At 59.2% G+C, this 20149-nt stretch carries 22 protein-coding genes; 8 read left to right on the top strand and 14 right to left on the bottom strand.

What is annotated here, in order from left to right; translation table 11 throughout:
- Positions 1 to 6: 6 nt before the first annotated feature.
- The 3 genes from ACR0DB_RS10980 to ACR0DB_RS10970 are packed head-to-tail and all read left to right on the top strand — an operon-like array spanning position 7 to position 2722.
- Positions 7 to 1923 (top strand): nitric oxide reductase activation protein NorD, encoded by a 1917-nt coding sequence (locus ACR0DB_RS10980; protein ID WP_480550809.1) that lies wholly within the window; start codon positions 7 to 9, stop codon positions 1921 to 1923.
- Positions 1920 to 2468 carry a cytochrome c oxidase subunit 3 gene (locus ACR0DB_RS10975; protein ID WP_480550807.1) on the top strand — a complete coding sequence of 183 codons (549 nt, stop codon included), beginning with the start codon at positions 1920 to 1922 and terminating at the stop codon, positions 2466 to 2468. The genes ACR0DB_RS10980 and ACR0DB_RS10975 overlap by 4 nt, the downstream gene beginning before the upstream one ends.
- A complete protein-coding gene (locus ACR0DB_RS10970) occupies positions 2465 to 2722 on the top strand; it encodes a cytochrome C oxidase subunit IV family protein (protein ID WP_480550805.1) in 258 nt (85 codons plus the stop codon). Before ACR0DB_RS10975 ends, ACR0DB_RS10970 begins: the two co-directional genes overlap by 4 nt.
- A 55-nt stretch (positions 2723 to 2777) precedes the next feature.
- On the opposite strand, the gene hemA is transcribed toward ACR0DB_RS10970, so the two are convergent.
- A complete protein-coding gene (gene hemA / locus ACR0DB_RS10965; RefSeq protein WP_480550803.1) occupies positions 2778 to 4001 on the bottom strand; it encodes a 5-aminolevulinate synthase in 1224 nt (407 codons plus the stop codon).
- A 187-nt stretch (positions 4002 to 4188) separates the two neighbouring features.
- On the opposite strand from hemA, the gene ACR0DB_RS10960 reads away from it, so the two are divergent.
- The 3 genes from ACR0DB_RS10960 to ACR0DB_RS10950 all read left to right on the top strand — a co-directional run bounded on the left by ACR0DB_RS10960 (position 4189) and on the right by ACR0DB_RS10950 (position 6598).
- Positions 4189 to 4890: a Crp/Fnr family transcriptional regulator gene (locus tag ACR0DB_RS10960; RefSeq protein WP_480550801.1), complete on the top strand. Its 702-nt coding sequence runs from the start codon at positions 4189 to 4191 to the stop codon at positions 4888 to 4890.
- Between the two features lie 242 nt (positions 4891 to 5132).
- Positions 5133 to 5960, top strand: coding sequence for a hypothetical protein (locus ACR0DB_RS10955; protein WP_480550799.1), 828 nt, complete (start codon positions 5133 to 5135; stop codon positions 5958 to 5960).
- Positions 5960 to 6598: an RES family NAD+ phosphorylase gene (locus ACR0DB_RS10950; protein WP_480550797.1), complete on the top strand. Its 639-nt coding sequence runs from the start codon at positions 5960 to 5962 to the stop codon at positions 6596 to 6598. The genes ACR0DB_RS10955 and ACR0DB_RS10950 overlap by 1 nt, the downstream gene beginning before the upstream one ends.
- Before the next feature lie 82 nt (positions 6599 to 6680).
- Here ACR0DB_RS10950 and ACR0DB_RS10945 read toward each other — a convergent pair whose 3' ends face one another.
- Genes ACR0DB_RS10945 through ACR0DB_RS10935 form a run of 3 tightly spaced genes read right to left on the bottom strand, consistent with a single transcriptional unit; the run spans position 6681 to position 9097 of the window.
- A complete protein-coding gene (locus ACR0DB_RS10945) occupies positions 6681 to 7412 on the bottom strand; it encodes an amino acid ABC transporter ATP-binding protein (protein WP_480550795.1) in 732 nt (243 codons plus the stop codon).
- Positions 7409 to 8269, bottom strand: coding sequence for an amino acid ABC transporter permease (locus ACR0DB_RS10940; RefSeq protein WP_170783295.1), 861 nt, complete (start codon positions 8267 to 8269; stop codon positions 7409 to 7411). Before ACR0DB_RS10940 ends, ACR0DB_RS10945 begins: the two co-directional genes overlap by 4 nt.
- Complete coding sequence (locus ACR0DB_RS10935) at positions 8270 to 9097, bottom strand: ABC transporter substrate-binding protein (protein WP_170783296.1); 828 nt, start codon at positions 9095 to 9097, stop codon at positions 8270 to 8272.
- A gap of 320 nt (positions 9098 to 9417) precedes the next feature.
- On the opposite strand from ACR0DB_RS10935, the gene ACR0DB_RS10930 reads away from it, so the two are divergent.
- Together ACR0DB_RS10930 and ACR0DB_RS10925 are read left to right on the top strand one after the other, a co-directional pair.
- Positions 9418 to 10590, top strand: a complete 1173-nt coding sequence (locus ACR0DB_RS10930; RefSeq protein ID WP_480550793.1) for a CaiB/BaiF CoA transferase family protein — start codon at positions 9418 to 9420, stop codon at positions 10588 to 10590.
- On the top strand, positions 10587 to 11297 hold the full coding sequence (locus tag ACR0DB_RS10925) for a glutathione S-transferase family protein (RefSeq protein ID WP_480550791.1): 711 nt from the start codon (positions 10587 to 10589) through the stop codon (positions 11295 to 11297). The genes ACR0DB_RS10930 and ACR0DB_RS10925 overlap by 4 nt, the downstream gene beginning before the upstream one ends.
- Positions 11298 to 11342: 45 nt before the next feature.
- On the opposite strand, the gene ACR0DB_RS10920 is transcribed toward ACR0DB_RS10925, so the two are convergent.
- From ACR0DB_RS10920 to ACR0DB_RS10875, 10 genes are all read right to left on the bottom strand, one after another.
- On the bottom strand, positions 11343 to 12440 hold the full coding sequence (locus ACR0DB_RS10920; RefSeq protein ID WP_480550789.1) for an alpha-hydroxy acid oxidase: 1098 nt from the start codon (positions 12438 to 12440) through the stop codon (positions 11343 to 11345).
- Positions 12440 to 12994, bottom strand: coding sequence for a sulfopyruvate decarboxylase subunit beta (gene comE, locus ACR0DB_RS10915; RefSeq protein ID WP_480550787.1), 555 nt, complete (start codon positions 12992 to 12994; stop codon positions 12440 to 12442). Before comE ends, ACR0DB_RS10920 begins: the two co-directional genes overlap by 1 nt.
- Positions 12991 to 13497 (bottom strand): sulfopyruvate decarboxylase subunit alpha, encoded by a 507-nt coding sequence (gene comD / locus ACR0DB_RS10910; protein WP_170771920.1) that lies wholly within the window; start codon positions 13495 to 13497, stop codon positions 12991 to 12993. The genes comE and comD overlap by 4 nt, the downstream gene beginning before the upstream one ends.
- A 50-nt stretch (positions 13498 to 13547) precedes the next feature.
- Positions 13548 to 13958: a universal stress protein gene (locus tag ACR0DB_RS10905; RefSeq protein ID WP_170771922.1), complete on the bottom strand. Its 411-nt coding sequence runs from the start codon at positions 13956 to 13958 to the stop codon at positions 13548 to 13550.
- Positions 13959 to 13981: 23 nt separating this feature from the next.
- Positions 13982 to 14962, bottom strand: a complete 981-nt coding sequence (locus ACR0DB_RS10900; RefSeq protein ID WP_480550785.1) for an alcohol dehydrogenase catalytic domain-containing protein — start codon at positions 14960 to 14962, stop codon at positions 13982 to 13984.
- Entirely contained in the window at positions 14959 to 15720 is a 762-nt protein-coding gene (locus ACR0DB_RS10895; protein WP_480551056.1) for an SDR family NAD(P)-dependent oxidoreductase, read from the bottom strand. Before ACR0DB_RS10895 ends, ACR0DB_RS10900 begins: the two co-directional genes overlap by 4 nt.
- Positions 15713 to 17020 (bottom strand): histidinol dehydrogenase, encoded by a 1308-nt coding sequence (hisD, locus tag ACR0DB_RS10890; RefSeq protein ID WP_480550783.1) that lies wholly within the window; start codon positions 17018 to 17020, stop codon positions 15713 to 15715. The genes ACR0DB_RS10895 and hisD overlap by 8 nt, the downstream gene beginning before the upstream one ends.
- Positions 17021 to 17032: 12 nt before the next feature.
- Complete coding sequence (locus tag ACR0DB_RS10885; protein WP_480550781.1) at positions 17033 to 18361, bottom strand: TRAP transporter large permease; 1329 nt, start codon at positions 18359 to 18361, stop codon at positions 17033 to 17035.
- A gap of 11 nt (positions 18362 to 18372) precedes the next feature.
- Complete coding sequence (locus ACR0DB_RS10880) at positions 18373 to 18885, bottom strand: TRAP transporter small permease (protein ID WP_480550779.1); 513 nt, start codon at positions 18883 to 18885, stop codon at positions 18373 to 18375.
- Between the two features lie 112 nt (positions 18886 to 18997).
- Positions 18998 to 20143: a TRAP transporter substrate-binding protein gene (locus tag ACR0DB_RS10875; RefSeq protein ID WP_480550777.1), complete on the bottom strand. Its 1146-nt coding sequence runs from the start codon at positions 20141 to 20143 to the stop codon at positions 18998 to 19000.
- Positions 20144 to 20149: the final 6 nt, after the last annotated feature.

The raw sequence follows: 20149 nt of genomic DNA, 5'->3' as shown, positions 1-20149 counted from the left end.
CGGCCGATGGTCAGGATCGATTTTGAGCCATGGGAACCCGAAGAAACGATCGGGAAACTGTGGCACACCCTTGCCAGCCGCCTCGATGCACCCAAGGTGCATGATGGAGCCGCGGTCGACCTCTCAGAGGTCGCGGGGCGGCTGGCCGTCCTCTTTCGAGGACTTGGGGGTAGCCCGGGCGTTGAATTGCGCCCGGTCTCACCCGAGATTTCACGCCACCGTCTAAGCTGGCGCCGCAAACTGGCGACCGAGGCCGAGCTGATGCCGCGCGCCTCGTTCGACGGAGAGGTTCTGCGTCTGCCCGACCGATTAGCGGTCTATCCGCTGCGCGAGGCCAATGGTGCGCTTTATGTCTGGCTGGCCGCTGCAGCGGCCCATGCCGGAACCCGCACAGACGAAACCGACCTGCTGCGCGCTGATCTGCGCGCGCTGGCTGCGGCCCGGCAGATGGTCAGGGACACCCTGGAAGACGCCCCCGGCCTGCGCCCGCTATATGCCGAGCTGTGCAAGGGTTTGCTGCATCAACGCAGCGTCCCCGATCTGCCCCCTGCCGAAGCGGCGGTTGAAAGCATCATCCGAAACATGCTTGGCGATCCCGATCCGCTGTCCGACCGGGCTCGCGCCTATCTGGACCTTCAGGCTGAGGCCCCGCGCGGCTATCAACGCTTTCGCCCGGTGCCCCTGTGGCCAGAGCTGCGCACCGTCGGCTTTTCCGAACACAATGAGGTCGAGAACCCCGACAGTGAAGGTGAACCCGAGGAATCCGGCGAAAAAACCCACCGCGCTCGCCGTCGCAAATCGGATCAGGCGAACCGCAGTGACAGTTTCATCCTGCATAAGTTCGAAGCCATCCTCAGCTGGGCTGAGTTCCTGAACATCAACCGGCGCATCGACGATGACGACCCCGACAACGCCAAGAAAGCCGCGGACGATCAGGAAGAGATCGGGTTGGGCCAGATTTCCAAAGCCCCGCCCACCAAGCTGAAACTGCATCTGGACCTGGCTCCCGAGGATGTGAATCGCGAACGGCTGTCTGGCCGCATCCTCTATCCCGAATGGGACGTGCGCACCGGCCAATACCTGCCCGACCATGTGAACGTCCTGCTGTCCGACGCCGATATCCGCGACGACGCCGCCGAGTTTGGCAAAGACCCCGCCACCGCCCGCCGCATCCGCGCCGTCAAACGCCAGTTCGAGGCCCTGCGTCCCGGCCGCGTGATGACTCGAGGCCATCTGGACGGTGATCAATTGGATATCGAAGCAGCCGTGCGCGCAGAAACGGACCGCTTCGCCAGCGGCGAAGGCAATGAACGCATCTGGATGCAATCCCGCCCCGAGGCGCGCGATCTGGCGGTCTCGATCCTGCTGGATGTCAGCCGCTCGACCGAAAGCGCCGTCACAGGCCGCGCGGTAATCGACATCGAACGCGAGGCGTTGGCCGCACTCGCCTGGGGCCTGAATGCCTGCGGCGACGATTTCGCCATCCACGCCTTCAGTTCGCTGAAACGCCAGCGCGTCTATGTGCAACGCTGCAAACAGTTCGACGAGCCGATGGGCTGCACCGTCGAACAACGCATCGCCTCGCTGCGTCCAGGTCACTACACGAGGCTTGGGGCCGCGATCCGCCATTGCTCGGCCGATCTGGCGGCGCAATCCCGAAAACGCCGCTTGCTGTTGGTCATCACCGACGGCAAACCAAACGATCTGGACCACTACGAAGGCCGCCACGGGATCGAAGACACCAGTATGGCCGTGCGCGAAGCGCGCCGCGCCGGGCAATCGGTCTTTGGCGTTACGATCGACAAAACCGGCAAAAGCTGGTTCCCGCGCATGTTCGGGCAGGGCGGCTTCGCCGTCATCCCCGACCCGCACCGTCTGACCATGGCGCTGCCGCAGATCTACCGCCAACTGGTCGGCGCATGAGCGACAGCTCTCTGATCGACGAACTTCCGGGCGAGTTGTTGATGTGGGTATTGATCATCTCGGAACTGCTGGTTTTCGGCGCGGGCCTAATCGTGTTCATGGGAGTGCGCCTGACCGACCCGACAGGCTTTGCCGAGGCGCAGTCACATCTGCATCGCACGGGGGCGGCGCTGAATACGGGGGTTCTGGTAACATCGGGCTATCTGGCGGCGATGGCGTTGCATTGGCGACAGACAACGCGCCGGGGTGCTGCGCGATTGGCGTTGATCGGGGCGGCGATGCTGGGCGTCGTGTTCCTGATCATCAAAGGGGCCGAATATGCCGACAAGGCCGCGCAGGGGATCAGTTTCGAGACCCATCCGTTCTTCCTGTTCTACTACCTGCTGACCGGCTTTCACGCGGCGCATGTACTGGCTGGCGTGCTGATCCTGTTGATGGTCGCATGGCGCGATGACCCGCGAAACATCGAAGCAGGCGCGCAATTCTGGCATATGGTTGATCTGGTCTGGATCATTCTGTTTCCGGTGATCTACCTGCTGGGATGAAGGGGGCGCACGGATATCACCTGACGCGCGCATGGCTTGCCCTGCTGGCGCTCAGCCTTGGGTCTGCGGCCCTGACAGTGCTGCATCTGCCTGCGGCGGTTTTAAGCGCGGGTATCCTGCTGCTGGCGCTGATCAAAGCCCGCGTGATCCTGGCGCAGTATCTGGACCTGACGCACAGCCCCGCGTGGTTGCGTGGCTTTACCGCTGTGTTCACCGCGTTTTCGGTTCTGATCTTTGCGCTTTACCTGATCTGACACAAGAAAAAGCCGCCCCAAAGGACGGCCCTTTCCAAGCGAGGGGCGCTTTAGATTATTGTGCCGCCATCGGCATCCGCGCGATCTGGCAACGCTGCCAGAGGGCGGACAGCGCGCCGACCAGATGGTCGATATCTTCATCCGTATGTACGGGCGAGGGGGTGATCCGCAGACGCTCGGTTCCTTTGGGAACGGTGGGATAGTTGATCGGCTGGATATAGATGCCGAACTCCTCCAGCAGCGTGTCCGAGATGAATTTGCACTTCACCGGATCGCCCACCATCACCGGGATGATATGGCTGGGGTTGGGCAGATGCGGGATGCCTTGGGCATCTAGCCGCGCGCGCACCTGCGCCACACGGGCTTTTTGCAGGTCGCGCTCTACATTCGACTGTTTCAGATGTCGGATCGACGACGCAGCGCCTGCCGCAACAGAAGGTGGCAGCGCTGTGGTAAAGATGAACCCGCTGGCAAAGCTGCGCACGAAGTCACAAAGCGCGGCCGAGGCCGCGATATAGCCGCCCACCACGCCAAACGCTTTGCCCAGCGTGCCCTCGATCACGGTCAGGCGATCCATCAGCCCTTCGCGTTCGGCAATACCGCCGCCGCGGGGGCCATACAGCCCGACGGCGTGGACTTCGTCCAAATAGGTCATCGCGCCGTATTTATCTGCCAGATCGCAAATCTCTTTGATGGGCGCGATATCGCCATCCATGGAATAGACCGATTCAAAGGCGATCATCTTGGGCGCGTCGGGGTCGGCTGCGGCCAGCTTGGCCTCAAGATCTGCAAGGTCGTTATGGGCCCAGATCACCTTCTGTGCCCGTGAGTGGCGGATGCCTTCGATCATCGAGGCATGGTTCAGCGCATCAGAGAAAACGATCAGGTCTGGAATTTTTGCCGCCAGCGTCCCCAACGCCGCCCAGTTCGACACATAGCCCGAGGTGAACAGCAGCGCGGCCTCTTTGCCATGCAAGTCGGCCAGTTCAGCCTCAAGCAGCACGTGGTCATGGGTGGTGCCCGAAATATTGCGCGTGCCGCCCGCTCCTGCGCCGCAGCGATCCAGCGCGTCATGCATGGCGGCAATGACAGCGGGGTGCTGACCCATGCCCAGATAGTCGTTGGAACACCAGATGCGCACATCTCGTTCTGCGGTGCCATCGGTATGCCTTGCATTGGGAAAAAACCCGCAGCGTCGTTGCAGGTCTATGAATACACGATAGTTTCCTTCGTCCCGAAGGGCATTAAGGCGCTGGGTAAAAAATCGCTCGTAGTCCATTTCGTGCTCCCCCGGATTGCTGGCGTTGCACCAAGGGTAAGCCAGGCGTGCAGCTTTCGACATGACTATTGTCAAGTTGACCCGGCATCAAAAGATTGATGCGAACGCTGCGGGTTTGACATAACTTAAAGACAGTCTGCCCGGACGGTGGTTTTTCGGCGGCTGAAAAGACACCGGGAGAGTATTCTTGCCTCATGAAGCACAAAAAGCGATCGCACGTCAGTCGATTTTGCTGCGCAGTTTACCGGATCAGCACGTCGAGACGCTGTTGAGCCATGCGATATGGCGGCAATATGATCGTGGCGAGACAATTTTCCTTCAGGAAGAAACTGCGAAGGCTGTTCACGTTGTACTGGCGGGGTGGATTAAACTGTTTCGCATTACACCGACCGGCGCAGAAGCTGTCGTCAGTGTTTTCAAGCGCGGCGACAGTTTTGGCGAGGCTGTAGCCCTGCGAAACGTACCGTATCCGGTATCAGCCGAAGCGGTATCGGCTTGCGAATTGATGCATATCCCCAGTCCGATCCTGATCTCGTTGATGAAAGAGGACCCCGAAATAGGAATATCAATCCTGGCGTCCACATTTACCCATTTGCATTCGTTGGTCGCTCAACTAGAGCAGCTCAAGGCGCAAACGGGCGCTCAGCGGGTCGCGGAGTTTCTGTTGAACCTTTGTGACAGCGACGAAGGTCGTTGCGATGTGTCGCTACCTTACGACAAGATGCTTATTGCCGGTCGTTTGGGAATGAAACCCGAAAGCCTGAGCCGAGCGTTTTCCAGGCTCAAAACAGTTGGTGTGAAGATCAATCGAAACCATGCCGAGATTTCGGATATCGACGCGCTCCGTAGCTATGTTGAGGATGAATCTCCCAGTGGGAAATCGTGGTAGCTAAGGTGCAGTCAATCGTCCGCCGAGGTGGAGTATTTGAAGCATTTCACCATTCATTTCAGAGAGTTGTTAGTTCCATACAGGGATTCTTCCGTGTGCTTTTGTTTGGTTGGCAAAGTTGACTAGGTTGCTCAAGTTGACAAAATGGTCAATTGATACCATATTGGCAGAGCGTAGCAGTGTCCGTTGAAGTCTAGTGCGGACTGATCGCTTCTCACGCTTTCACAAAAACGGTTTCCGATATGACCCGAAAAACAAACATGAAAACAGGAACTTCCGCCGCGATGCCCGGTGGGGTTGAGGTGTCATCGTTCGATATGAATGCAAGTGATGCCGATCTTGGGGCCGCTTTGAGGACCATGTTGTCCAACCTGGGCGAAGAGGAGGTTGTGGCCTTTGGTCATAGTTCCGAGCCGAGCATTCCGCAGACAGGCAACCCTAGTACGCAAAAGGCCTTCTATGGCGTGGAGCATGCCGTCAGTAACGTTGAGTATGTTCAGGGAAGTGTCAGGATTCATACTGATATCGCCGCCGCAAAGACGCTTACGGCAGGTGTCAAGAAGGGTTCGAAGGGTAAACACGCCCGAGGCGGTCGGCGCGAAAAATCATATACTTTGGCAAAGTTTGTCGAAGTTTCAAAGTCGACAGGTTCCGTGGTCAATAGCCCGCTTGAGAAGGCACTGCGCGCCGCTGAACGACGCGGCGTTGCCGCGAGCAAAGCTGTGCTTGCTGGTGATGAGATGCTGACCACACCTCAATTGGCCGATCTCATTGGTGTTACACGCCAAGCAATCGACAAGCGCCGCAAATCGGGACAGCTTCTTGCTTTGCGCGGGGGGCCGAAGACGCTCAAATATCCCGAGTGGCAAATCTTGCCGACCGGAGAAACAATTGAGGGACTAAGCGAGGTCATTGATCGTTTGGACGGTGACGCCTGGACGGCCTATCGGATGCTGACCGAAACTTTTCCGGATGCGCAAGGAGAGCCCGTCTACGAAAAACTTCGCCGTGGAGAGACCTCAAAAGTTCTGGCGCATATAGATGGTGTACTTGGCGGTAGTACAACTTAATGCCAGACAGTCTGTTTCCTGTTGAATTCCTGCCGACCGGGGCATTCCACGCGCGCGATCTCAATCTTGTTGACCTTGACCAGGTGCCGCATTTTCGCGCGTTTCAGACACGATATCCAAACCCGTTGGGGTTTCGCCCCGCTCCAAGTCGTTTCTCAGATCCCAGGATTGGTAGCGGCACTGCCGATACGTACGCGACTGTTTATTTCGGTACGAGTATCGAAACTTGCGTTTTAGAAGCCATCATACGCGACAGCGGGCTGGGCGCTGACAAAGAAGGTATCCCGATCTCTCGAAAGTATCTGCAAGGTTGGTCGATAGTTCAAATCGCCACAACAGAACCTTTGAAACTTTTGGACCTCCGTGGGTCAGGCACCCTGTCCTATCGGGTCCCGACAGATGCGGTCCGGGCACAGTCTCATGAATTGGGACAGATTTGGTCACTGGCCATTCATGAACATAAAGATCAGCCCGACGGGATCATTTTTTCATCCCGCCTGAATGAACAGTCTAATGTGGCAGTATTTGAACGTGGGATGACCAAAGTCCGATCAGTCCGCAGCGAACCCCTGTTCTCTTACGGTGCTGAACTGGCGGAAATTCTCGACAAGTACCAAGTTGCTTTGATCGACCCATAACAAGATGCCTGCGCGCAACAGTAAAGGTGGAAACGATGCAGCAAAGGATGTTGCGGACGCCCACTGGGCGGGATCAATATGGTCAGAGGACCCGCGCAAGAAAGGCCTTGGTGCGTTCTTCTTGCGGCGCAGCAAAAAGTACCTCGGGCGGACCTTGTTCCAGAATACGACCTGCATCCAGAAAGCAGACCTTGTCAGCCAGTTCTCGAGCAAAACCCATCTCATGGGTTGCCAGCACCATGGTCATGCCCTGCTGTCGCAGATCGCGCAGCACATCCAGCACCTCGCCCACAAGTTCGGGATCAAGCGCGCTTGTTATCTCGTCAAAGAGCATGATCTGGGGCTCCATCGCCAACGCTCGGATGATCGCCACCCGTTGCTGTTGGCCACCTGAAAGCTGATCTGGATAGTGCCCCATCCGTTCGCCCAACCCGAAGCGGGCAAAAAGCTGCGTTACCCTTGGAAGCAGGTCTTGCCGGCTCAAACCACGTACACGACGTGGGGCCAGCATCACATTCTCGGCTGCGGTCATGTGGGGAAAGAGGTTATAGCTTTGAAATACAATGCCGATTTGCTGGCGCACGGGCTGTGGGTCCAGCCCCGGCTCGGATATGTCCACGCCGTCCAGCCAGATCGCGCCATCGTCAATCGGTTCCAGCAGGTTCATGCAGCGCAAGAGCGTCGACTTGCCAGACCCGGACGCCCCGATCAGACAGACCATCTCGCCCTCGGCCACGTCCAGATCAATGCCTTTGCAGACTTCGTGATCGCCAAACCGTTTGCGTACCCCTCGCAAGGATAGTTTCGTCGTCATGTGCGCGCCCGGTTCTGCTTGTTCATCAGATAATCTGCATATCGTGTGGCTGGGATGGTCAGGGCTAGGAAGATGAGCGCGGCACCGACATAGGGCGTAAAATTCGCGTAAAGCGATTTGTAGACCCCGGCCTGACGAAAAATCTCGACCGGACCGATGAAAGACAAAAGCGCCACGTCCTTCTGCAAGGCAATGAAGAGGTTCATATTGGCAGGAACAACGTTGCGGACAGCCTGCGGCAAGACCACAAAACGCATGGTGTCCTGATCGCTCAGACCCAAGGAGGCTGCGGCGGATCGTTGTGACTGATGGATCGAGTCGATGCCGGAACGGATAACTTCAGCCACATAAGCCGAGTAGACCAGCACCAGCGCCAAGGTGCCCCAGATATAGGGGCTGTTCCAGGGCCTGGGTAGGCCAAGGCCGGGCACCCCGAAGCCAATGATATAGATGACGAGAACCACCGGCAGGCCGCGGAAGACATCGGTATAGGCAATCCCGAACAGCCGAAGTGGAAACAGCGCAGGCGCGCGGGTGTCGCGACACAGCGCAATGGCAAGGCCGGTGATGGCAATAAGCGGCGCGGACCACGCGAAAATCATCACGTTCAGCAGAAAGGCCTCGAGCAGGCCGGGAAACGTCGCCGCAAAGACCCGACCGTTGAAAAAGGCGCGCTGTACAGCATCCCAGCCGGGGGCAAGCGGCACTAGCACCACAATGGCCAGCACCACGATAGCTGTTGAAGTCAACGCGATCCGGTTCGAGCGCCGCCGAATCCCGGCCTCATAGACCTCACGCCGCGTGGGCGCCGAGCTAGAGCGCTCGGTCGCCTTGTTCTGCACCGATGTTTCGCTCATTTATTCGATGACCGGAACACCCGTGGCCTCGGCCAGCCATTGGGCCTCGATAGCGGCAAGCTCGCCGCTTTCCGTTAGTTCCGAGATCGCCGCGTCGACGCATTCCTTCAACGGGTTCCCTTCCTCCATCAGAAGTCCGAACTGATCGGGGTTTTCCGACTTGTCCGGCGGGAACTGACCCAAGAGCGCGCCGCCCTCCACCACCACGGCCGACAGATATAGTGCCGTGGGCAGATCATACAGTGCGGCGTCGATCTGGCCCGCCATAATGGCGGCATTCACATCGGCATTGTCATTGTAAAGCAGCGGATCGCTCGCAGGTTGGATCAGGTCATTGAGGATCGGCAGCGCAGTCGTGGTGGCCACGGCACCCCATTTCAAACCCTTGAGGCTGTCCAATGTTGCTTGGGCGCCGTTGTCGACCACATTTTGAGTTGTCAGAACCGCCATGGCCGAGGCGTAGTATGGCAGGCTGAAATCGACCATTTCCTCGCGCTCGGGGGTGATCGAGTATTGCTGCATGTTGAAATCAAAATTCTTCGCGCCAGGTTGAATCGCCTCATCAAAGCTGGTGCGGACCCAGGTGACATCATCCGAGCTGAAACCCATTTTATCAGCGATGGCATAGGCAACAGCCGCTTCAAACCCCTGACCGCTTTCGGGCGCATCATCCATCACCCAAGGATAATAGGCCGGGTTCCCAGTGGCGATGGTCAGCGTTCCTTCCACAAGTGTTTTGTCCACTGCACAGGCTCCGCCGCCTGCGGCATACGCCACCGTTGCAGAGACCATCAAAGCCAAAGCTGTGCTGGAAAGCAGTTTCATCAAACGTCTCCCTGTTTTCTGTTTGGCCACAGGTTCCTACAGGTAAAAGGCTTTGTCTAGTGCGGCGGTCGTCAAGACATTCGCAGCGCGAGTACAACAGATGAAGCGCTGCGCAGGGATGCCCGAAGAACGCCTGAGGCTTGTAACATGATGAGTTGCCAAAGCGTTTTCAGCAAACGGCCTCACAGGTGAGCACTTGGTCCACAAAACTGGCGCAATTGCAGCGGGTGCTTGCATATTGGACGACGACACCCCAGCTTTTTGCTCTACGTTCTGGCCGGTGCCGGAGTTAGCATCGGCTCGGGGATCAAAAGGAACTGGCGATGACACAAAGCGAAAACCTTCGGCGCAACGGGCCGATGTCGGGCGTCCGGGTGGTGGATTTGACGGCTGTGGTCTCGGGCCCGATGAGCACGATGATCCTTGCGGATCAGGGCGCAGATGTCATCAAGATCGAGCGCGCCGAAGGCGATTTTACCCGCCATGTGGCCACGCGGCGGGGTGGGCATTCGGCCTCATACCTCAATAACAACCGCAACAAGCGCTCGGTAGTGGCGGATCTGAAGAACCCTGACGATATCGAGATGATCAAGTCTCTGGTCAAAACCGCAGATGTGTTCATCCAGAATTTCCGCCCCGGTGTCGTGGATCGTTTGGGCCTGGGCTATGAGGTGTTAAGCGCGCTGAACCCGCGTCTGGTCTATATGTCGATCTCGGGCTTCGGGTTCGACGGTCCCTTGGCGAATAAACCGGTATATGACCCGCTTATTCAGGCTTTGTCGGCCTTGACCACGGTACAGGCCGGTTCGGACGAGGAACGCCCGCGTCTGGTGCGCACCATTCTGCCCGACAAGCTGACGGCTGTGCAGGCCAGTCAGGCCGTCACAGCCGCGTTGTTCGCGCGAGAACGCACGGGGCAGGGGCAGAAAGTGACCCTGTCGATGCTGGACACGGTGACAGCTTTCCTTTGGGCCTCGGATATGAACGGCCACACGTTTGTTGGCGATGAGATGGAGAAAGAGGAAAGCCAGTCTTTCCACGACCTGATCTACAAGGTGAAGGGTGGGTATCTCAGCATCTCGGTCATGCTCAACAAACATTGGGAGGCGCTGGCCCACGCCACGGGTCGCCTCGATATTCTGGAAGATGAACGGTTCAAGACCCCCGAATTGCGTGACATCAACCGCCATGCCCGGCTGGAGCTGACCCAGACCATCGTGCAGGATATCGACCGGGACGCGTTGTTGACCGAGCTGGAAGGGGCCGGTGTGCCCTGTGCCCCGGTGCTGACCCGGCAAGAGATGCGCCAACATCCGCAATTGCACGCCAACGGGATGATCGTGGAATATGACCACCCCACGGCGGGCCGATTGCGTCAAACCCGCCCTGCCGCCGTATTTCACGGCACGCCCGCAACCGATCTGCGCCCGGCGCCAGAGCTGGGCGAACATACAGACGCAGTGCGCGCCGAGGCGCAGGCAGGAGACGCCTCATGATCGACTTTTACTATTCTCCTACCCCGAATGGCTGGAAAGTGGCGATCATGCTGGGCGAAACGGGGTTGGAGCATCGCACCGTTCTGATGAACCTGCGCGCCGGTGACCAGTTCACACCTGCGTTCCGCTCCATCAGCCCCAACGCGAAAATGCCCGCGATTGTCGATCACGACGCGCCGGACGGGCCGCAAACCGTATTCGAAAGCGGCGCAATCCTGCTCTATCTGGCTGAGCGGACGGGACAGTTTGGGCCGCAAACCCCCGCCGAACGGATAGCCTTTAACGAGTGGTTGTTCTGGCAGGCCGCCAACCAAGGCCCGATGGGTGGGCAGCTGAGTCACTTCGTGAATTACAGCCCCGAAGATCAGCCCTACGCCCATAAACGCTACAAGGGCGAATTCGAGCGCGCGCTGGCGGTGATGGAAACCTGGCTGCAAGGTCGGGAGTATATGCTGGATCGCTATTCCATCGTGGACATGATGTGTTTCCCTTGGGCCTTTATTGCGAAACCCTTGGGAGTTTCACTGGACGGGTTCCCCAATGTGGCCGCTTGGCGTCAGCGTATCAAAGCGCGCCCGGCGGTGATCGACGCGATCAACCTGCACAAGGACGCTCAGTTCTCGGGCAAGGCCACGGCCCAGCAACACGCCACCCTGTTCAACCAGTCCGCTGCACATCTGATGACCGAACCCACGAAGCCAACCTAGAAATTGGTGGTCAAAAAGCCTGGGCAGAAGAGTTCAGCCAAATGGTCAGGGGTTTAGATCGTCGATGGAAGTGGCCCCGATCTGGGCCATTGTGATGCTGAATTCATCGCTCAATACGTCCCAGAGCTGATGCAGCCCAGCCTCGCCAGCGGCGGCGATTGCGTATTGCATGACCCGGCCGAAGAACACAAAATTGGCGCCGGAAATCATAACCTTGACTGCGTCTTCACCCGAGCGTAGCCCGCTGTCGTAAAACAGCGGATATTCCGGCCCAACGGCATCTCGTATCAGGCGCAAGGCGTCAAAGGCGGCTGGGGCGCTGTCCAACTGTCGTGCGCCGTGGCTGGACACCTGAACCGCATCGGCTCCGGCGGATTTTGCGGCCAGCGCGTCCTCGGGGTCTAGAATACCCTTCAGCACCAAGTTTCCGTCCCATTGGTCACGCAGGCGGGCCAGCGTTTCCCACGTGGCTTTGGCTCGGCTTTCTGTACGGTCGAACTCGTAACCTTCCATCAGGAAATTGGCCATCTGAGGCTTTCCCGACCGCAATGTGGCCAAGGACCAGCGAGGATGTATCGCAAAGTCCAGAAACTGCTGTGGACCGATGCGGAAGGGCATCTTGAACCCGTGGCGCAGTTCGCGCGGGCGGCGACCCACTTCGGGGACATCGACGGTCAGCACAAGGGTCTTGTACCCGGCTGATTTTGCGCGATCGACCAGCTTGAACGTTCCCGCGCCGTCTCCGCTGAAATAGAGCTGAAACCAGGCGTGCCCTTCGGCAATCTCGATCAGCTTCTCCATAGGGGTCGAGGCGACGGTCGATACACCCAGAGGTATGGCATAACGCGCCGCCAACCGCGCCAGCATCAGATCGGCACCGGGCGCGGACAGGTTGCACATGCCCATCGGTGCAATGCCAAAGGGGCGCTGCGCGGGCTTGCCAAAAAGTCGCGTTTCCAACGTCCGCTCGCTGACATCCCGCAATACCCGTGGACACAGGGTCATGGCGTCCAGTGCCGCGCGATTGCGTATCGCACCTTGTCCGGTACCGGCTGCGCCATCTATGTAGTCGAACACCATCCACGGAAGACGCCGCCGCGCCAGACGACGGGCATCTTCGGCACTGTGGATGGTGGCTAGCATCAGGCCATCACGGCTTTCATAAAGCGGTCGCGGATGACGACTGGGTCCGTCGTGATCGGTGGCATCTTGGCGTTTCCGCTTTCGCATTTACACACGATGATGGTCATCTGTTTGGCATCCAGCGCCTCTTGCAGCACCCGGCCGGTGTCTTCGGCCTGACACTCGATCACGCGCTCGCAGCCTGCCGCCTCGGCCATTTTCGTCAGCGAGGTTTTCTGTCCCGCGTAGGTCGGTTGATCGCCGGTCGAGCCGTAAGAGCCATTGTCGACGATTAGCAGGATGTAATTGTCGGCTACGTTGTTGGCGATGGTCGGCAAAGTGCCCAGATTGGTCAGGACCGAGCCATCACCGTCGATGACTATCACCGGTTTGGGCTGCGACAACGCCAGGCCCAGGCCGATGCTTGAGGCCAGACCCATTGTCCCCAGCATATAGAAATTGCTGGGTTGATCGTCGATGGCGTGCAATTCCTGACTGGGAATACCGATATTGCAGACCACAAGCTGATCACGCAGGATCGGAGCGATTTCTTTCAAAACGTCAGAACGGATCATTGGTCGCCGTAGCCTCCCCAGAAATTGGCGTCGGTCAGAATGGCGACCGGTTTGTTGCACATGAAGGTGTATTTCAGGATCGCATCCAGTTCCTCGACATCCGCCTGATTGTGAAAGTGGTAGGTCGGGATATTCAACTGTGCCAGCAGCGCCTTGGTGTGCACGGCCATTTCCACCTGACAGGCGATGGGTTCGCGCAGCTCGCCCCGGTATGAGATCAGCATGGGCAAGGGCATCCGGTAATACTGGATCAGCGTGGCCAGCGTATTGATCGTCACACCGATCGCGGTGTTCTGCATGATGATCGCAGGGCGCTTGCCCCCCATCCATGCGCCCGCGCACAGGCCCATGCCCTCATCCTCTTTATTCGACGGGATGTGGTAGATGCTGTCATGGGCGTCAATCTCGGCAATAACTCCGGCCAGTTGCTTGCACGGAACGGTGGTGACGAACGAGATATCGTTGGCCACCAGATCATCCGTGATCTTTTTGTCTATGTTCATATCCTGTGTGTCCGTCCTGTATTGGGCGCTTTGCCAGCGCGATGAGCGGTTTAGGTTCGGCGATGCACATGCACTGCGCAGCCTGCATGGCGCACGACGCGTGAGGCGGTTGAGCCAAGGAAATAGTCGCTAAGCCCCGGTTTGTGCGATCCGATGACAATGCAGTCAAAGCTGTGTTCATTGGCGAAATCAATGATGGTACGCGCGGTGTGGCCTTTGATGATTTCCGGCCTCACGCCCTCGAGCCCCGAGACCTTGTCGCGCAGCAAATTCAGCGCGGCGCGAAAGCCTTCATCTACCACATCCTTGTCCAGATACGCGCTGACCGAACCCTGCGGCATCTCATAGACATGCAAGGCCACGATCTCGCAGTCATCGGCGGCCAAGGCGCGGGCCACCTGCAAGGTGTGGGGTGAAATGTCGTGATCCAGCGCCATTGGCACAAGAATTTTCTGATACATGAATGCCTCCGTTTCTGCCGGGCCTAATCCCACGGCGTGAGGATGATCTTGGGCACGGCCACCGATCCGTTGCGTAACTGGCGGAACGCCTCGGCACCTTCGGACAGGGGCCGCATTTCGATCCAGTCCAGTGCGCCCAGCCTGCCGTCAAAAATGGCACTTGCGGTTTGGCGGAAATCCTCGACCGTATAGGTATAGGTGCCGATAAATGTGATTTCCTGCAAGGTCATACGGCGAATGTCCAACCCGCCGCCCCCGTCGCCCAGGCCGACATGAGCGATCACACCCCCCGGTTCGACTAGGGCCGAGGCAGCCTGGCGCGTCGCTGCGAAGCCTACCGCGTCGATGACCAGTGGGAATGTCTCGGTTGTTTCAGCTCGCAGGTTGAAGGGGCAAATACTCGCCACATAGGTGCGTCTGGCGTCGTTGGGTTCCGTGATGGTGACATCGCTGACACCCATTGCCTTCAGCGCCAGCGCTGCGGCCAACCCGATGGCGCCACCGCCGATGACCAAGGCGCGCCGATCCATCGCGGGATGCAGCGCCTCCAGCCCTAGCCGGGCCGTGTGCCAGCTTACTGCCAGCGGTTCGGCCAATGCTGCTTTGGCCAGCGGCACGTTGTCAGGCACCGTCACCAGATTGCGGTCCGGCATGGCGACGTATTGCGCAAAGGCCCCTTCGCGGGGGGGCATCGAGATGATCTGGCGGTTGGGGCAGATATTGACCCGGCCCGATTGGCAGGCCGTGCAGGTGCCGCAGTGGACCAGAGGGTTGATAGTAACCCTGTCCCCATCGCGTGGGCCGCCCACGATTACCCCGGCGGCTTCGTGCCCCAGGATCAGCGGCGCAGGACGTCGCGCATCGTGCCCCAGATAGGCGTGCATGTCCGAGCCGCAGATACCCACCGCCTCGACCCGGATCAGATGTTCGGCATCCTGCGGCGCCGCGTCGGGCATATCCCGATAGGCCACATGTTCCACCCCTTCATACACCAGTGCTTTCATTTTGCGGTGAACCCCCCGTCAACCATCAGGACCTGCCCGGTGACATAGTCCGAGGCCTTTGAGCACAAGAAAAGGATCGGCCCGTTGATATCCTCCATCCGTCCGTTGCGCCCGATACAGGTCTGGGCGGCGTTGCGCTCGGCCCGTTTGGCGTCGTCGAACACGGCTTGTGTCAATTCGGTCGGAAAAAACCCCGGCCCGATGGCGTTGGCGGTGATACCGTGGGGCGACCAGGCCTCGGCCATGGCGCGGGTCAACTGACCGATCCCGGCCTTGGTCGCGCCATACGCGATACCGCCGGGAAAGGCGCGGGTGGTTTGCAGGGATGCAAACGTGACGATGCGGCCCCAGCCCTTGTCTTTCATGGCAGGCACCAGCGCTTGGCTCAGGAAAAACGGTGCACTCAGATTCAGGGCCAGCGTTGCATCCCAACCCTGGCTGGTCACGTCATCTGCCGCTTCACGAGTGTTGATCCCAGCGGCGTGGATCAGAATATCCGGCGGTCCGAAAGGGTCCGAGATGTCTTGCGCCACCGCTGCGATCTGGTCCCTATCCGCGATGTTGGTGGCGACCATGGCCGCGCTGTTACCAATCTTGGCGACCAGCCCGGCCAAAGCATCGTGTCGACGGGCCACGGCCACGACCTTTGCTCCGGCGGCGGCCAGAACCTTGGCCGCTTGCCGCCCAAGGCCGGAACTGGCGCCGGTGACACACGCGACCCGACCGGTCAGGTCAAAAAGCGTGCGCGGATCATCCATCTGCGGACAGGTCGAACTGTTCATCGGGGAAGTATTTCGCCAGCCGAACATCGGCAGCGCGGGCGTGGCCTTCCATGCCTTCCAGTCTTGAAATCCGCGCAGTCGCAATGGCGATGGGCTTCGACCCTTCGCGGGTGGCCCGCTGCCATGTGACGATCTTCATGTATTTGTGAACGCTCAGCCCGCCGGTATAGCTGGCCGCGCCGGAAGTCGGCAGGACGTGATTGGTGCCGGTGGCCTTGTCGCCATAGGACACTGTCGTTTCCTCACCCAAAAACAACGAGCCGTAGCAAGTCAGCCGATCCAGCCACCACTCCAGATCCTCGGCCTGCACGGTCAGGTGTTCGGGCGCGTAAGCATCTGAACAGGCGGCCATTTCCTCTCGGTCGCCGCACAGGATCACCTCGGCATAGTCGCGCCACGCGGCCGAGGCATTCTCTCGGTTCAACTCGGGTAGGTTTTCGATCAGGGCGGGCACCAACTCCATCACCTTTTCCGCCAAAGCCCGGTCATCCGTCACCAGCCAAACGGGTGAGTTGTAGCCGTGCTCGGCCTGACTGACCAAATCGGTTGCCACCACATGCGCGTCGGCGCTGCTGTCGGCAAGGATCAGACTGTCTGTGGGACCGGCGATCATGTCGATGCCGACCTTGCCATAGAGGATGCGCTTGGCCTCGGCTACGAACTGATTGCCCGGGCCCACAAGGATATTCGCGCGCGGCAGGCCGAACAGGCCATAGGTCATCGCGGCCACGCCCTGTACCCCGCCCATGGCCAAGATGCTGTCGGCACCGCAGATATGGGCGGCATAGACAATGGCTGGGGCCACACCTTCACCGGGACGCGGGGGCGAACAAGCGGTGATATGACGACATCCAGCCACCTTGGCTGTGGTCACGGTCATGATTGCGCTGGCGATGTGGCTGTAGCGCCCGCCGGGGACGTAGCAGCCTGCCGCGTCCACCGGGATCGCCTTTTGGCCTGCGGTCACGCCTGGTACGATCTCGACCTCGACGTCCGACACGGTCGCTTTCTGGGCCTCGGCAAATCGGCGCACGTTGTCATGGGCGAAGCGGATGTCGGCCTTCAGCTTCTCGGGCACCAATGCAATGGCGGCGTCAATCTCGGCCTGTGTCATCAGCACATTGCCTTCGAACTTGTCGAACTTGGCGGCGTATTCCAGCGCCTTGGCATCACCACCCGCCTCGATTTCGGCAAGGATCGTCTTGACCGTGTCGTGCACTTCGGACGCATGAGATTGCGCCGTCAATGTCGCCTTTTTCAGATAGTCACGGGGCATGGTCAGCAGGTCCTATTGGTAGATGGCAGGAAGCAATGTCGTCGACACCGCCGGTACATAGGCGATCAGGATTACCACGATCAGCATGGTCAGAACAAAGGGCACGGCGCGCGCCGCGATTTTTAGAATTGATTCTCCGGTTATCCCGGAAACAACGAACAGGTTCAGACCCAAAGGAGGGGTGATAAAGCCCACACCCAATGCGGTGATCATCATAATGCAGAACTGAATCTCGTTCATGCCGATATTGTCCGCCAGCGGTTTCAGGATCGGAGCCAGGATCACGATATTCGGTGTCGTCTCCATGACACAGCCTGCGGCGATCAGGATGCCGATCATCAGCAGGATCAGCAGATAGGGGTCATCGGTCATCGAGGTCACGGCCGTCACGAACCCCTGCGGCACACCCATGATCGCCAGTGCCTCGGCCAGCGGAGCCGAGAAGGCGATGATCGGCAAGATCACCCCGTTCACCTTGGCAGAACTGACCAGCATCGACGGGAAATCAGCCAGCGTCAGCGTGCGCAGGATGAAGCCCATGATGATGGTGACGACGACAGCGGTCGCACCAGCCTCGGTGGGCGTCAGGCGGCCCGAGAAGATGCCGTAGAAGATGATCCCCGGCACAATGAACGCGTACCAGCCGGATTTCAGCGCCTTGCCCAGATTGGCCAGCCATTCGCCCATGGTCATCATGCCGCCGCCCTCATAGGCGTAGATGCGGTTCATGATGATGTTGGTTACAAGGATCGAGACAAGAATGGCCAATCCGGGGATGAGGGCGGCCAGAAACAGGGTCGAGGCCGAAATACCCAGCACAAGACCGATGATGATATAGGCGATCGAGGGCGGGATCAGGATGCCGGTACAGGCCCCTGCCGCGACCAGCGCACAGGCATAGGGGCGGGGATAACCGCTTTCGACCAGCCGATTGATCGTCATTCGGCCCACCGCAGCAGCGCCCGCCGCGTCCGAGCCCGAGATCGCCGCGAACATGCCGCAGACCAGAACAGTGGCCGAGCCAAAGCCGCCCTTGGCGAAACAAGTCAACGCCTCGGCCACGTCCAGAAACTTTCGCGACAACCCCGTGCGCACCAGCACGTCCCCGGTCAGGATGAACAGCGGTACGGCCGTCAGGGCGAAGGCGTCGATGCCGGTGAAAAGGCTTTCGCCCACAAGGCTCAACGGCAGGTCGCCGGACATGACCAGCATCACGATAGCGGCAGTGCCGATGGCCGCCCAGACGGGCACAGCCAAGGCAATCAGACCAACGAACAGGATAACAGGCAGGTAGAAATCCCACCCAAGTTCAACAGTTTGATTAAGAGAACCCCAAAGCATCGCGTGTCCCCTCAGTCAAACAGCTTGTCGCCTTCGAAGACGGGCGTGCCGTCCCTCAGGCATTTCAGATCGCGCATCAGTGACTGGATCAGACGCCAGATCATCAGCGCAAAACCGGTGGGCACGGCCATCAGGAACCACACCTTCGATACCCTCAGCCCGTCCGTCACCGAACCGAACTTGGCCGAAACATGCACCGCCTCATACGACCAGTAGAGCGCGATGACCGCCACGCCGAACATCACCAGATCGCCAAGGATATACAGCAGCGCCTTGGGACGCGGCCCAAGGTAGTGCATGATCACGTCGATGCGGATATGGGCGCGTTCCTTTACGGCTGCTGCCGCACCGATCCACGCAAGGTAGATGAAAGAATAGCGGACGATCTCTTCGCCCCAGATCGACGAGAAAGCGAAAATCTCACGCCGAAGAACCTCGATGGCCATGGTGATGACCAGCATCACGTAGAACACCAGCAGCAGCCAGCGCTCGGCGTTGCGGTCTATGTTTTGAAGTAGGGTCATCTGTTCCCTCGGCAAAAGAGCAACCGGGCCATAGCCTTCTTTGGCGGGCCTGCTTCAGGTCCGGCTGCTTTGGAAGATCGCGGGCTCACTCGCTGCGCCCGCTGCCTGTCTGTTATGCGTCGTGGACGTAGTATTTGCCCTGCGTGCCTGCGGCCTCGACCAGCTTTTCAAACGCGTCCATCGACCCGGCAAGCTCGGTCTTGAAGGGGTCCCATTCGGCGTTCTGATAGCCGCCGACGCTTTCCCATTCGGCCAGTTGATCGGAACTGAGCGAGTGGAACTCGACTCCCGCCTTGTTCAGCTCGGCCATGGCATAGGCGCGGGCCGAGGGCACTTTGGCCAAGTTCTGATGCGCGGTCATTTCCGCACCCCACATGATACCCTCCTGAACGTCAGGCGGCATCGAATTGAACCACTCCAGGTTACAGGAATAGACCTGACTGTCCGGCACCGCCTGCGTGAAGGTCACATGGCTGAGGATATCCTTGAAACCGAACACGAACAGTGCGCCCACTGACGGGTCCAGCGCATCCGCGACACCTTGCTTAATGGCCGAGGGGGTCTCACCCCAGGCAACCGGCGTCGGGTTTGCGCCCGCCATACGGTAATATTGCTGCAGCATCTTCGAGCCCGGAACGCGGAACTTCACACCGCTCATGTCGCCCGGCGTGATGATTGCATTGCCACCCTGACGCACCGCAACCACGCGCGGGTCGATCACAACGTAGAACAGCGCCTTGAAGCCGGCGGCCTCGACCTTGGGATGCACCTCGTTCTTCCAGGTGTCCGAGTTCACAAGGTTGGTGAATTTCTGGTTCGAGCCACAAAGATACGGCATGTTGATCAGGTCAACGGTCGAGGCAAAAGGTGCAAAATTCGACAGCGAGTGCTGTGCGGCCTGAATTGTACCACCCTGAACCTTCTGAACCAGCGATCCGCCCGCACCCAACTGCCCGCCGGGGGCTAGTTTGACATATACCTTGCCGTTTGTGGCGTTCTGGATGTTTTCCTTCAGGTCCAGCTGCATGATTGGATAGCTGCGTGACGCACCCAGCACATAGGCCGTGGCGATGGTCATCACATGATCGGCCGCGTTTTCACGCTCGCGTTCTTCCTTTGCGGTCTGCGCGGTGGCCTCGGATGACCACAACACTCCACCGGCCCCGGCGACCAGGGCTGCCGTGAATGCCCCCGTGGCGCTGAGCTTCAGGAAATTGCGGCGCTCGGCCGACGCCAGTTCCAGTTTATCCTTGTTCATTGTTTG

The organism is Ruegeria sp. AB6, assembly GCF_056542685.1.
The sequence above is the reverse complement of the archived record's forward strand: the minus strand, read 5'-3'. Positions and strand labels throughout refer to the sequence as shown.